The organism is Microcella alkalica, from assembly GCF_014595885.1.
GTDB classification, from domain to species: domain Bacteria; phylum Actinomycetota; class Actinomycetes; order Actinomycetales; family Microbacteriaceae; genus Microcella; species Microcella alkaliphila_B.
This window is the reverse complement of record NZ_JABUKC010000002.1, coordinates 206974-221247: the sequence shown is the minus strand read 5'-3', so window position 1 is coordinate 221247 and position 14274 is coordinate 206974. Positions and strand designations below refer to the sequence as shown.

The 14274-nt window shown below is 62.1% G+C and carries 6 protein-coding genes; all 6 read right to left on the bottom strand.

What is annotated here, in order from left to right:
- Window positions 1-22 precede the first annotated feature (22 nt).
- The 6 genes from ID804_RS05545 to brxC all read right to left on the bottom strand — a co-directional run bounded on the left by ID804_RS05545 (window position 23) and on the right by brxC (window position 14272).
- Window positions 23-1420: an SIR2 family protein gene (locus ID804_RS05545; protein WP_169077989.1), complete on the bottom strand. Its 1398-nt coding sequence runs from the start codon at window positions 1418-1420 to the stop codon at window positions 23-25.
- The gene (brxL, locus tag ID804_RS05540) at window positions 1420-3546 is read right to left on the bottom strand and encodes a BREX system Lon protease-like protein BrxL (protein WP_169077988.1); all 2127 of its coding nucleotides are present in this window, start codon (window positions 3544-3546) and stop codon (window positions 1420-1422) included. Before brxL ends, ID804_RS05545 begins: the two co-directional genes overlap by 1 nt.
- Window positions 3547-3556: 10 nt before the next feature.
- A complete protein-coding gene (pglZ, locus tag ID804_RS05535) occupies window positions 3557-6052 on the bottom strand; it encodes a BREX-1 system phosphatase PglZ type A (RefSeq protein WP_169077987.1) in 2496 nt (831 codons plus the stop codon).
- Window positions 6049-7170 carry a Shedu immune nuclease family protein gene (locus ID804_RS05530; RefSeq protein WP_169077986.1) on the bottom strand — a complete coding sequence of 374 codons (1122 nt, stop codon included), beginning with the start codon at window positions 7168-7170 and terminating at the stop codon, window positions 6049-6051. Before ID804_RS05530 ends, pglZ begins: the two co-directional genes overlap by 4 nt.
- Window positions 7171-7301: 131 nt before the next feature.
- Window positions 7302-10784 (bottom strand): BREX-1 system adenine-specific DNA-methyltransferase PglX, encoded by a 3483-nt coding sequence (pglX, locus tag ID804_RS05525; RefSeq protein ID WP_169077985.1) that lies wholly within the window; start codon window positions 10782-10784, stop codon window positions 7302-7304.
- Entirely contained in the window at window positions 10784-14272 is a 3489-nt protein-coding gene (gene brxC, locus ID804_RS05520; protein WP_169077984.1) for a BREX system P-loop protein BrxC, read from the bottom strand. The genes pglX and brxC overlap by 1 nt, the downstream gene beginning before the upstream one ends.
- Window positions 14273-14274: the final 2 nt, after the last annotated feature.

Genomic DNA, 14274 nt, shown 5'->3' with positions numbered 1-14274 from the left:
CGTCCGATCTCACCAGCTTCAGTCACAGGAGTTCACTCCCTGGGAGCGGAGGAGCGCTTCCGCGCGCTACCTGTTCGAGGGCCTCGATCAGTGTCGCCACAGCCGTTGGGGTCTCTCCCTGCGGGGATGAGCCCGGCATGAGCCGGGCAAGCTGAGTGAACTTGCCGTGCTCGCCCGTGAGAACCGCGATACGCGAGTCGTCGGCCTTCGCAAGCGCTGCAATGGCGGTCTGTTTCGGCGCAACTCCAAGAGCGTCGAGCTGCTGTTGAAGAGCGCCCGAGGTGAGGCCAGCCATGTCAGCGCCTTGGAGCACCGCGAACGGGTCGGCGATGAGGACGTTCAGCGCGGAGTTCGTGGCGAGGCTACGGAGCAGCAGGCGGTTGATGTGGGGATCGGCGAACCCGTACCCTGCCACGATCACGGCCGTGTCCTCCTGCTGGACTGCGTCCCCCAAGAGTCGAAGGAGGTCCGAATACGGGTATGCGAGCGTGTCACTCTCCTTAGCCGATGTCGGATATATCAACACCAGCTCATCGTCTTGAGCCGATGCATCACTCTGCCTGACCTCCAGGGACTCAAGACCAGTTAACCGATCGCGGCCACTCGATGACCGCCAGTTGAGGCTGCCGTGGACTTTGTGCAGGTAGAGCGCGCCCTCTGCCCGGGCGAGCACTGCCTGCGTCGTCGTCTCGACCCGATGGAAGTCCAGCCCATAAAAAGCAAGGTTGAGACGGCGGTCGACAGTCCCGCTGAAGCCGTCGATGTATGGGTAGCCCAGTTCATCGAGGGCGCTCTCGATGACCAGGTCATAGTTTGTGGTGAAGACCCGCGGACGAGGAAGGTTGGCCCGTCTGCTGCGAACGATGCGCGACAAAAAGGTTCGATGCGCGTGGAAAGGGTCGACATCGAACGGCGCCTCGAGGTGCTTTCCGTTCTTCGGCAGGCGGCAGGCTTCGGCGAGCGCCCGGTTGATGCGCTGTCGAAGTCCGTCGACATCTACCTTCGGGTAGGACTTGGCTGCAGTACCCGAGCCGAGAGTTACGGCAGCCTGCCCGGCCTGGGCCGCGAGAGATGCCGCAAGCTGGAGACCGTTCAGCAGTGCCTCCAGATCGCCGCTGTCGGTCGGGTTGATCGCGGCCAGGAGCTCCCTGTCCTCAGCTGTCGGCTCGCCTCCAGCATCCTTGATCAGATCGAGAACTTGCTCGTTCGTTAGGTCCCTTGTCTTCGGGGAACCGAGATGGAAAGAGGCACCCGAGCCAAGAAGCACAACGAGGTTTTTTACCTGCAGCAACGAACTCAGATGGTCGCGGACGGTAGTCGGCTCCGAGGTGGTGATGACCTCCTTTACGGTGCCACCCACGATGAAGAGCCCCTTCGGTCCGGCCTCCTCCAGCACGGTCTCAGCATTCTCGGCAGCCATCAAACCCCCACACCTTCGTTGATGTAGGTCACGCCGAACGCGACGACCTGACGGAACTCTTGGCGGCGGGCGGCTATGTCGTACTGGCTGCCTGAGCCCTTCTGGAAGATGTCGAGGCCGCGGCCGAGGAGGATCCTCCAGCCGTTGTCGGCGCGAATCGAGCGGTCGTGGATCGTCTCGTCCCAGGTCACTGTGAAGTTGATCCCTGCGGTGGACGCGCTGTCCTGGATGTCCTTGAGCATCAGCAGGTGAGCCTGCTCGTACTGACCTGTCTCGGCCTTGGTCACGAGCGTGACGCCGATCTCGTCGGCCACGTCCTTCGCTGACGCCAGAAGAGCGAGCAGGTCGACGAGGTTCCGCCCCTGGTGGGGCAGCCGGATGTACGGGTCAATGATCGTGATCTCCGTAGCCCCCCGCAAGTACGGCAGCAGAATCTTCTCGTAGGAGATGCCGCGCTGGTTCTCCTGGTACTCGCGGTGGCCTTCGAACAGCGCAGGCTCAACTACAACCTGCAATTCTGGCGCGAAAGCCACTGGCGCAGCGACCTCGGCGTTCGCGCGAGCGTTCCCTACCGGCTCCTCGGGGGTAACGGCCGCCCGCTGGTCGTAGTACGTCGGGTATTCCTGCTCCTCGAGTGTCGTCACCGGCGACCAGGTTCCGGCCTTGTCGGTGAACCCAAACTTGACGTCGGCCATCGTGGCGTCGATGCGCAGGATCTGATCCTTGACTCGCTTCCGGCCCTCAATTGCGAAGCGGAGGCTCTCCTCGATCTCTTCTCGCGTCGCCTCGCCGTGGGGATAGAGCAGCTTCATCAGCCCAGAGAACGTCTTGTGGATACCGTCGCGGTCGCGCGTTGAGATGTCAGGCGACAGCGTAAATTGCTGCTGGTAACGGTCGGAATAGTCGGCGGTGCGCATCGACTTAAGCACCTCGGCAATGTAGTCGACGACGAATCCGTAGCCTTCGGAGAACATCTCGCCGCGGATAGTGTCAACCTCCCAGCCCGGGATGTAGTGGTGCAGCCGGTCAAGGTACGCGGAGTCGTGGTAGCTCTCGGGCAGCTCATCAAACAGGTCAGAGTGCTTGAGCATGTAGGGCACGGTGTGCGAGGTGTTGCCGACGAAGACCATCGACGCCTCGGCGCCAAGGGTTTCGACCCCGCGGGAGAAGGACTTGTTCGCCATGTAGTTCTTCATGATGTCGACCAGCGCCTTGTCCGCGCGCTTCTTTTTACCCGCGAACTCGTCGAAGGCGACGACATCCCAGTAGCCGACCAGGCCGATGCGGCCGTTCGAGTTATTGACGAACAGTTTCGGAACAGTGACCTCCCCGCCGGAGATGAGCATGCCGTGTGGCGAGAACTCCGAGAAGATGTGCGACTTTCCGGTGCCCTTCGGCCCCAGCTCGACAAGGTTGTAGTTGCGCTCGACGAACGGGATCAGGCGCGCGAGTTGGATCAGCTTCGCACGCCGGCCGAATAGGTCGGGGTTGAAGCCGATCGACTGGATGAGCAGGTCGATCCACTCGTCCGTGGTGAACTCGCGCCGTGCAGCGAGGTAGCCCTCGAAGTCGAAGTTCGAAAGCTGGATGGGCTTGATGGAGCCCAGAATCCACGGGACGACGCGCTGGTCCTCGCTGTGGACGTACTCGATGTCGCAGATGCACCACACGCCGCCCGTGAGGAGTTTCGGGTGCGCCTTGATGGTGGCAGGTTCGACGAGCACGCCCTTGATGCCGAGGTTGGCGAACTCCGCCTGATAGGCGTCGTCCTTCTCGTTGAGCGTGACCGCGACCTTGTCAATGATGCGGTGACGCCCGCGCTCCCGGATCGTCGACTTCACCAGCTCGGATTGATTCCGGTGGACGTAGTGATCCGCGAGGATCTTGCGCACTGCGTCGATTCCAGCCTGGATCGTCGCCTCGTCGTCAGATGCGGCGTATTGGCCAAGCAGGTACTCCAGCACATACGAGGGCACGATCGCGTTGCCTTTGACCGCCTTCACGAGGTCCTTACGGACCACAACGCCGGGGAAGAGTCGGTTGATCTTGCGGTCGAGGTCAGACTGCGCAGAAGGCGCGTCAGCCGCGGCCCCTTCCTCTGCGTTGGTGGTGCTGTCGAGACTCATCGATCCCTCCCTAGAAGTCGAAGTCCGAGGCGAATGACCGCCGGAGCGTGTAGAGCGCCTTTTGATAAGTGCGCCACTGGTTGGTGTTGGGGATGCGCTCTTCGAGGCGGAACTCCACGGAGCGGTTATTGAAGTCGTTGGCATCCTGGCTGAGCAGCATGTTGGCGTTCTGGTAGCGGTCGCGCTTGTCGCTCGACTCCTGGTCGAAGGTCAGCTCCGGCTGGTTCGAGATCAGTGTCTCGCCGACGTACAAGCCAGCTCGGACGGTGCGCGGCTGCACCTTCTCGCTGACCGGCTCCGACTGGAACAACTTCACGACGAGCTGACCTGTGGTGATCTTGTCCGACTCGGGCAGCACCTCGATGTGGACGAGTCGGGTGTCGCTGCGGCGCTTCTTGTTGATTGTCAGCACCGGCACGACGACCTCCTGGAGGGATGCCCCACCGTGGACGAACCGAGACCCTGCACCAGGGAGACGCAGCCGGTGGATGGACTTCGGGATCTGTACCTCGAGGTCGCTGTCCAGCCCGACCTGCGCAGGCTCGAACGTGTGGAACGCGGCGTCCTGCCTCATGCCACGCCCCAGCACGTAACGCCGGTTCGTCGTGACGATCTCGTCGCCTTGCGGCAGCGTGGAGAGGTAGAAGGCGTCAGCCAGCGCAGTGTCTTGGAAGAGGAAGCCGTGGTCGGCGGTGATGAGGATATTCGTCGCGTTGGCGTTGGTCAGTCGCTTCACCAGGTCGACGAGTTCTCGCAGCGTGTCCTCCGCGGCCTCGAAGACCTGCCGCTCCGTGCCCGCTTTGTCACCTGTCGCGTCGATGCGGTTGTGGTAGAGGTACAGCACCTGGTGCTGGGTGTAGAGGTCGCGCAACTCGTCCCGTGACAGTGAGAGCACATCCTCGACCTGGATTGCCTTGCCGCCGACAGCGCTCAGCACCTTCGTGCGGTTCGCCGAGCCGTCGGTGCGCTGCCCGTCGACAAGCACCGGATCGCCGTCCTTGGAGTGGCCGATCTTGCTGTGCGGCAAGAGAGCGGCCATGCCGAGTTGCGTGTAGCTGGGGAGTACGCCTAGCACAGCGTCGAGATCGGCGTCGAAGCGGTCTTCCTGGCGGATGCGGGTGCCGAGTTCGTCGGCGACTTCGTAGCGGAGGGCATCGGAGATGATCACGACTGCCTTGTTCCTGCCGCCCTTCGTAATCGGCGCGACGTGCTCGGAGTAGAACGCGGTCTGCGGACGCAGCACGACTGACCGCCACTTGTCAGCCGCGTCGACGTGAGGCTGCCAAGCGTTGCCCAGCTCGAACAGGAACTTGTTCGCATAGAACTTCTCCACCTCGCCTCGCAGGTCCTCCAGCGGCTTCGGATTCTCCGAAGTTCGCGCGGCGTAGACGAACCGCCTGTAGAGCTGGTCGATCCGATACCACTGGCGTCGATACCGGTCGAGCCCGTCATCGAACGAGCTGATGGTCATCGCGAGCGTCGAGAGTTCGTTCAGCAGTTCAGAGCCACTCTCGATCGCGGCGTAGAGCTTCCGGTATCCCTCGGCCCAGATGCTGCTCTTGCGCTTGCGGACCACGTCGGACACCTCGCGGGCGGTCACGGTGCGGGCGGCCACTTCGCGCGCGAGGTCGCTGATGATCTTCTGGTCAACCTCCTCGAAGATGTCGTTGCCGACGAGGTCGCGGAAGTTGGCGTTCTCGATCGTGCTCGCGTAGCTGATGCTCGATGCAACCCGCTTGGCGAGTGTTGCGAGTGCGCCCTGGCTACGCAGGTCGAAGCGCAGACTGTTGAAATCGAGCTGGATGTTGCGCAGACCGCCCGGGCGATCGCTGCGGAAGCCGCCGATCGCCTGCTGGAACATCCAGAGCACGAAGTCACCGATGCTCGGGGCCGACGACGTGTACCCGTAGATCCTCGCGATGCCGCCCCAGTAGAACTCGTCGAGCTGTTGGTCCGCCACCGCTTTGAACTTGGCAGTACCACCCGCCGCGTTCTCAATGAGGAGCGTGCGGGTCAGTTCAAGCAGGCTGTGCTCCTGCTGACCGAGAAGCACAGCGGTCATCTTCGCGCGAAGCCGGTCCGGGCTGTCGTCGGGCTCCAGAAGCGCCTTGAGTGCCTGCCTCCGTTTGGCGGCACGGAAAAACTTCTCGTGGGAACGGAGTACCTCATCGATCCCGACAGCCGTGAGGCCGAGATCATTCTGAATGAGGGAGGTGCGGTCAGCGGTGAAGACCCCGTAAGCGAGTTCGAAGTCAAGCAGCCAGTTGGCGACACCGGTCGGCGAGGCACCCTCTCGGTATACGAGGAACTTGCCCGTTGGCTCCTCGTGCAGCAGCCGGTTCTTGACGCCGTACTCATCGTTCCGCAGTCGGACGAGTAAGACTCCGGGAAGGTCGAGCTGTTCGAGGTCTTCGGCGTACTCGCCTTCGGGGTCGTGCCAAAACACCACGCGCTGTGCGGCAAAGCGGCGCACGATGTGTTCCCTGACGCCAGCAATCTCACTCATGCGATCACCGGATCTTCGAGGGCGACGCGGCTAGCTGCACTCTCCGTTCGCTTCGTCAGAGACGCAATGATGTTCTCCACCCTTCGGAGAAGGTCGTCGTACGAGATGATGTCCGTCACATTCGAGTACGCGCGACGAGCGAACTCCAGATCGAATCGCTCCCTGCTGGACAAGTTGCTGTCGCGCCCAGCCAAGATGAACGCCTTCGTGTTCGAGATGCTGATCTCGATCCCGCTCGGGAGGTCCTTAGAGTGGGCCGCCGTAATGGCGATCTCGCCATCACGGCCCGCCTTACTGAGGTAGAACAGGTACTTTTCCGCCTGGATGATCGACCCCGTGAGTTCGCGGACGGGCACGTGGTTGTCTCGGTATCGGCCTTTCGAGACGAGACCGCGTTCGAACGGCTTCTTGATTTCGATCACGTCGACGGTTCCATTGGCCCCCACCAGAAGAAGATCAATGAACCGATTAGTCGACCCGCCTGGGTTGGAGTACCGCTCCTTGACACGTACGTTGCGAAGGACCGCCACGTACTGCGGGAAAATGAGGAGGAAGAGATCGGCGACCGTTGCCTGCCATTCGGCCTCGGAGTACACCTCAGCCTCGCGCAACATCTCGGTCAGCCGGTCCCTGACGAACTCGAACTTCGCGAGTTCAAGCTCGTTCACGACGGGGATCCGCGCACCGGGCTGATCCTGGGGCTTCGACTCCGACCTCGCTCGTCGTGCCATGTAGGCGGTGAGACGCTGCTCCGCGTCTGTCATGGTCTCCATGTACTCGCGAAGCACCCGCGTGATCCTCGTCCAGGCGTAAAGCTTCATCTCGGTAGTGGTCGGGAATGTGTGCAGGAGCCTGCGGAACTCGGCCTCGGGAACCGCGGACGTGTCCGGGCCACCAATAACGATCGGATTGTGGACAAGTTCATCGATGCGGCGGAAGATCGAGATGTCTCGTTCTGCAACAAATAAGGCCCGCGTGAGCGGGATCGACTTTGAGATGCGTAGGTCGTGCTTCAACCCGAGCACGTCGCTACGAATGCTTCGGTACTCGTCGTCGATCGAACCGATCACGAAGGCCCGGGCGTCCCCCTCGTCGTCTTCCGCGGGGAGCAGATCCACCGGACGCACGGTAAACGTCCTAGACAGCGTCGCCTCGCCCTCGGCGCGCAACTTGTCATCGACCCACGTGACCGGCCCCCAATCCGATTCGTAAGTAAGAACGACCTGGGCTCCGCGATCTTCAAATTTGATCACTCGGATACCTCCAGCCCGGGGATCTTCTTCAGGGCGGCACCGAACTTCGGGTAGTTGGCCTTCACGCCGTCGTCGAGGTCGATCGCGATCTGCTGAGTGGCGAGCGGGTAAAGGACGTCGTGCTCATACTCGTTCAGCTCGACCAGCACCTTGCGGAGCCGGTCTGCTTCGTGCGCGTTGTTCGAGCGCTCCGCCTGGCTCAGACTCGCCTGGAGCTTCGCCTGGAACTCGCGCAGGTACTCATTCAGCACCGTCGACACCGTCGAGGGCGTGTAGCGGTGCATGTAGATGAGCGCGTTGAACGAACCCTTGGGGCTGGAAAACAACCAGTAGATCGGGCGCTTCTTGTACCGCTGAACGTGGTCTCTATAGAACGACTTCACGAAGTAGTCACGAAGGCTCTTCACACCGAGCGCCTCCGTGACAAATCGCAGGTTCTCCTCGAAGTGCTGCTCTCCAAACACCACTCGAAGAAACTGGCGGAACCGCTCGACAATATCGTCCTCAAACCAGTCCCCATCCACGATCGGGATGACATTGTCGGCGTCAGGCATGAAGGTTGGATTCGGCACCTTCGCGAGGTAGTCCTGCAGCGTCGAGCCTTGGTCGGCAATGATCAACCCCGGCTCATCGAGGCTGTAGCGGCCGAACACGCACCCGACAGCGTATGAAACAAAGTCGGCAACCAATCGCCGAGACTTCAGTGCGATCCGCTCCGCCTCGTTTCGGTCCGGGAACTCGTAGAGTTCGTTGGCGTCAATCGTTACGGCTCGCATGTCGACGGGGGGAACGTCCGCCGCGCTTTCGACCAAGCCAAGCCGTAGCGACACGAGAGTGTCAATCTCAGCTTGGAGGGCCCCGAGGCCCGCAGCGCGTTCACGATCGTTACGTCGCACTTCGACAACGCGATCCGAAATACGGCCACCGGGTGCGCAGGCCACCAGCTGGTTGGTGACGAAGTCCCAAGACGTCTCGCGATCGTTCCAGTCTTCTCTAGCGACTGCGACTGCCGCCTGAACCAGATCGTCAAGCTCCGGTGCAGTCACGACCGGCATTCGCGCGACGTCGCCTGGAACGAAGTTCATTGTCGGCGTCATCGCCTGAAGTAATCGCGAAACAGGCGACGAATTCAAGCTGCCGAGCACGCCAAGCAGCGAAGCGTCGGAGAAAAGCGATGAGCCTCCGGAGCTGAAGATGAAGCCCGGCGGTGTGTAGCGGAAGCTCGGCGGCCCACTGGAAACAGCTCCCCAAGTTGCCGACTCAAGGAAGTAGTACTCCTCGCTTCGAATCTCCTTTGTGTAGGACCCACCCCCGTAGCGCTCGACAATGAATTCCTTGAGCTCTTTTCCGTGGTCCTTCCAATTGATCAACGTTTCGTTGAGCCCGTACCACCGACGGTATCCGCCACCCTTGTTCATGGGGTACCAGGTTCGGCTCAACCCAAGAGCCGAGTAGTCCGCCGGGAAACAGGTCTGGCCGGACGCAACCTCGTACCACCGTCGTGTGAACCGGGCGTCGTTGAGAGTGACCAGACCCTTGCGTGGTGTCGCCTCATCAGACACCTTCCGACTATTCACGAGGGCCCGAAGCTCGGCATCAGTAAGCCAGTACGCAATCGGGGCACCGGCGACCTGGAGCAATTGGTGGGTGCGCAGGACGAATCGATCGCTCGGATCCTTGACCAACCTAAGCATCTCGGTCGCCTTTGCAGCTTCGGACCGATTCGCGGTGAGATTGAAGTACACGCCGGCCCGCTCTGACGAGGACCCGGACGAGAACACAAATGCCGTAGTCGAAACAACATCGCCCCCGATCGAGTCGAACGCACCGCTCCCGAGATGAGCAAGCACCTCCAACGTGGAGCCGCGAAGAAGCTTCGCTCGGAGCGCGTCGAAAGATGAGAGAAACATCCATGACTGCATCGTGATCATCGCGACGAGACCCCGCGATTTCACCAGAGAGGCGCAGCGATCGATGAACATAGCGAACAAGTCCGCCTTGGAGTCAAGGAACCGCTCTTTCGCGAATCTGGCCAGCACGGGTCCCATGTTCTTCCCACCCATGTATGGCGGGTTCGCGACTGCGACCGAATACCGTGAGGTCAAGAACCTGGCTTGGGTGACCACGCGATCGGCCCGCTCAAAGGTGTCGGCATGAAGCAGATCGCCACCGTCATTGATTGCCTCCAGGTGCCGTGCGAGTCGCTCCGTGAAGTAGATATCTGCACTGACCAGAGCGCCGAGCGTGTCGGCCTCGGCGAACTGGTTCCAGAATGCTTCCTCTGCGTGACGGTCGCCGTCCTTGGTGACGAGGTAGTCCAACTCATCGGTGGTGAAGGCGATCGGATCGATGACGCAGATGTTCGGCTCGACCTGCTTGTTGAAGAACGTGCGCTGCCGGGCTCGGGCCTTCATTGTCAGGGCGAACGCCGCCAGTGCCCCGGCGCGCGGATCGATCTCCGTGCCGAACAGGTTGTGGGCGAGGATCTTGCCCGGAATGTCGGACGGGGCCTCACCCTGCTCCTCGTAGATCGCGTAGAGCAGGTCGAAGGCGTAGGTCAGCATGTGCCCCGACCCGCACGCCGGGTCGATGACGGTCAGCTCCTCGGCCTTGCTGATCTTGAGAAAGTCGGTCTCCTCGTCGGTCGGAGCGATGTAGTAGTCCATCTGGTCGACCAGGCGCGAGTCTGGATGGTTGAGCATCCACAGTCGTCCGAGGGAGTTCTCGACGAGGTAGCGGACGATCCAGTGCGGGGTGAACAGCTGCGTAGCCGCGGGGATCTCATCGGCGCCGGCCTTCTTGTTCTTCTTGAACCCGGCGAAGACCTCGTCCTTCCGCTCCGAGATGTAGAACTGGTAGAGCCAGCCGATCACCTCAACGTCCTGGCACACCTCCTCGGTCATCACCGTCACCAAGCGCGCGAGCACCGAGTCATCGGCGAGCAGGTTCGCCGGGATGAGCAGCTCGGTATAGTCGCCCTCGCGCTCGAACATGAATGGCATTGACCGGTGCCAGTAACGGCAGTAGTCGGCCAGCAGCAGGCTGTATGCCTCACCCTGCGGATCGGCGCTGCGGCGCGTGCCGTCCAGGAGCGCGGTGATCGTCTCGGCGGTGCGCTTTCCGACGACATCGGTGTCGATGACACCGCGCTTGGCATCGGCGAGTACTTCCGGCTGCCCGGAAGTTTGTCCGCGGTGGGGCGAGACGACGCCGATGCCGGTGTAGCCGTTGGCGTCCATGAACCGCAGCGCGACGATGCGGTTGAACCAGGTGTAGGCGACTCTGTCCGCGATCTTTGCGCGACCGGCAGCCTCACCGCCGGTGGCCTTGACGGCCGTCTCCAACGCCCTGATGGCGGCTGACTCCTCGACACGTTCGGTGGACCCCGGGGCGAGCACGGCGGCGATCCGCGCGCCGACCTCCTTGATCAGCTCGGTGCGCGCCCAGGTGGCGTACGACTTCAGCGGTGCGGTTTCCATCAGAGTGCGATCCGCTTTCCGTCTTCGAGGGCATGGATGAGAGAGCCACGCAAAGCGGCGAGGTAGGCGTCGACGTCGTAGAGGGTCTCCAGTGGTCCGGTGACGCCGCGCGGGGTGATCGTCTTGATGGAAATCGTCTGCTTAACGGGCGGAGGCGGCGCGTCAGGATCCGCTTCGCGTCGTGCGATGGCGAGCTGGTCGAGGATGGCCGGGTACCCGGCCTCCTCGAACCCATTGGCCAGCTCGCGGATGACCGCGATCTGATGCTCTGAGTCAATCCTCGCGATGATCGCGTCGATCTGTGCTGCCGCCCTCGCCTGGGCTTCGTTCGTGGCGTCCGCATAGATGTTGCTCACGAGAAGCGCGTCTCGGCGGGCGACGATCTCGCCGACCGCGTCCGATCGGTTGGTCTTGAGCGAGCCGGAGATCTGATCGCTGAGGGCGTCGGCGGCCTGCTTGAGCTGAGTCATCTTGTTGCCGCGGAACGCCTGCCGGTCGTCAAGCAGAAGGCTCACCTGTTCGTCGCTGCCTTGCGGCAGGTAGGTGAGGTTGCTGGCGTTGTCCCGGAGCAGCTTGGCCGCGTCGTCGTAGATCGTGCGCTGATTGCCGTTGAGGAATGCCTGGATCGGGTCGATGACGTCGTCCTTGGCCTCCAGCAGTTCGTCCGCGAGAGCGAAGTCGGTCAGGTACCACTCGTCGCTCTTGCCAACGACCTGTTCGAGCAGCGCGATCGGCGCGCCGAGTTGGCTAACGAAGGGGTACTTCGATCCGCTGATGCGGGCCTTGAGTTCATCGAGTTTCGCGCGCAGCTTTTCGCCGCCGTAGCGGGCCAGTTCGAGCGGATCCTTGGTCACGGCCGGATCACTGAAGAAGTCGATGCAGAACGAGCGGAACGCGGCGACCTTGCGTTCATCGAAACTCTTCTGCGGCGCGACCACGGCATGCGGGTGCTTCTGTGTGTTGCGCAGGATCGTGGGCACTTCGCTGCGCTTGAGGGTGTTGCCGTCCACGGACAGCGTGACCTTGGCAGCCCCGACGAGGTATGCGGTCACGACCTCGATTGAGGCGAGGTCCCAGCCATACGGCTTCGCGCTGAAGGTGTCCACAAGCCCCTTGACGGTAACCTGCTCACCGAGGCGATCGCGGCGCAGCACGTGCGAGAGCAGCTCGTCGCCGGGGGCGGCGAGCTTGGAGAGACCCATCGCATCGAACATGCCTCCGTGATCGGGGTTCGCAGCGCCCGCGACCTGCTGCTCGGTGTAGGTCACTCCACCAAGCAGGCTCAGCTGGGTGTAGGTGCGGGCGATAAGGTCCTGGAAACCGTCGGTCACCCGGGCAAGCGGATCCTGCGAGGATGAGGCGACGTCGGCTGCGTTGATAACAAGCTGTGCCGAACCGACCGCGCGCCTGACGCGCTCGACGAGATCCTTCTCCCGTTCGACGTTCTGGGCGGCCTTGGAGCGAAGGATGCGGTCTTCGTCGGCAGACAGCGAGCTGGTCTGCTTGCGCTTGATGTACTTCTCGGTCTTGATCAGCAGCCGCAGGTCGGCGAGGACACGGTCGTCGGGTTGCATGATCACAAGCAGTTCGTCCTTCCCCGCGCTGTGCATGCGGGTCTCTTCGGGCGAGTACGGGTACTCGGGGGTGATGAAGTGCAGCGACAGCTCACGCTGCTGCCCGAAGACCTGGTCGTCGAGCTTGTAGCCGAAGGCGAAGTCTTGACTGTTCTTGGCGTACTTCAGCTTGGACGTCTTGATCACGTCGCCGGAGAGGATCTTGTTGAGCCGGGCGGACAGTTCGGAGGAGTCGATGTCGACGGCCTTGATCTCCTTCTCCATATCCTGCTCGAGGTCGGTCAGATACTCGTAGGTGTTGCCGTTGCGCTGGATGTAGGACTGCGTCTCCAGCAGCGTGAGTGCCTCCTGCACCTGCTTGGTCAGCGCAGGCAGATCGAGGCCGAACCGCTCGTAGACGAGCACGGTCAGGTTGCGGGCCGTTGCGCGGAACCCGTCGACGTACTTGACCAGGAAGAGCGCCTTGAGGAGCCGAACGGCGAGGGGGTTCTCCAGGTTGCGCTGGGCGACGTCGATGGACCGCTGCGCCGCCGACTTCAGCGACGAGCGGATACCCGCGAACATGCTGTCGAACGTTGCGAGCTGGCCGACCTGCACATCCCCGATGTCCTTTGCGACCTGCTGCACGACCCCAAGCATCGAGCGCTCGCCGACCGAGCTGTTCCGGCCCTCGAACACGTTGTGGTCGGAGATGCCTTCAATTGCAGCCTGGAACAGCGGGAACTGGTAGTTCACGAACGGGTAGGTGCCGACGAACTGGTCTTCAGTCGTGTAGTTCCGGTAGGTCTTCGCACCGTCGACGAAGTCGAAGAGCGTCTTGAAGTTCGCAGACTCCGCCGCGTATACCGCGCCCAGTGCGGCGGTACCGGCGTCGTTCTTCGCCAGCAGACGCTTGCTGATGACCTCTTCAACATCGGCGCTGGTGAGCTTCACGCGGGTCTTGAATCGGGCCTGAATCTTGGAGAAGTCGTTGCCCTGCTGCTTGGTGCGGTCGCCGATGACGCGATCCATGTCCTCCTGCGAGGTCACCATGATCCACGCGCGGCCCTGGCACTTGGTGTTGAGCGACTCTGCGATGGTCTGGAGGTTCAGCATCAGGTGTGTGTTGTTACCGATGAACTGACCGACCTCGTCGACGTAGAAGTTCAGCCGGAAGTCCTTCTCCTGCTTGTCCAGCCAAGCCTTGACATCGTCGGCAAAGTCCTCAATTGAGACCGAGTACGTGTCCTGGTAGGTCTTCAGGATGTCCGGTGCCGCTGTCGCGTCAATACCGGCCACCTGGGCGTACGCCTCGTTGACCTGCTTGCGGACGGTCGGCAGCCCGAAGCTCGGACGGCGTTCTTCCCACTCGCGGCCAGCGATGGCCTGGAATGCGTCCTTGAACGCGTCGAGCTGACCCTCCTCGTCGAGCTGATGCTCGAAGCGAGCAATGAACCCCTGATCCCCGTAGTAGCCGCGCGACTCGTCGAAGACCTGCACGAACACACGCAGCAGCGCGTCAGCCTGGTCCTTGCTGATCAGTGGAGCCTTCTGGTCGATGTTGAAGAGCAGACTCTTCGCCGGGATCCGATCGGCTTTGGTGATTAGCGAAGGCAGGAAGGCCCCCTCAGCCTTCGCTCGGAACGTCTCGGAGACCTCACCACGCGGAAAGTCCTGGCCTTCCACATCGCCGAGGAGGTGGGCGAGCATCTTGAGCAGGTGCGACTTACCGGAACCGAAGAAGCCCGAGATCCACACGCCGTTGGCGTTCGTGTAGTTCGTATACGCCTCCAGGAGCTGCTCCAGCCCCTTGGCCGCCTCGTTCGTAAGGACGTACTCCTCGACCTCGGTGCCCAGGTTCCGAGAGTCGTCGGCCTTGACGACGCCCTCGATGGGACGTTGGACGTCCTTCGCGAAAATCTCTTGCAGTTGCATAG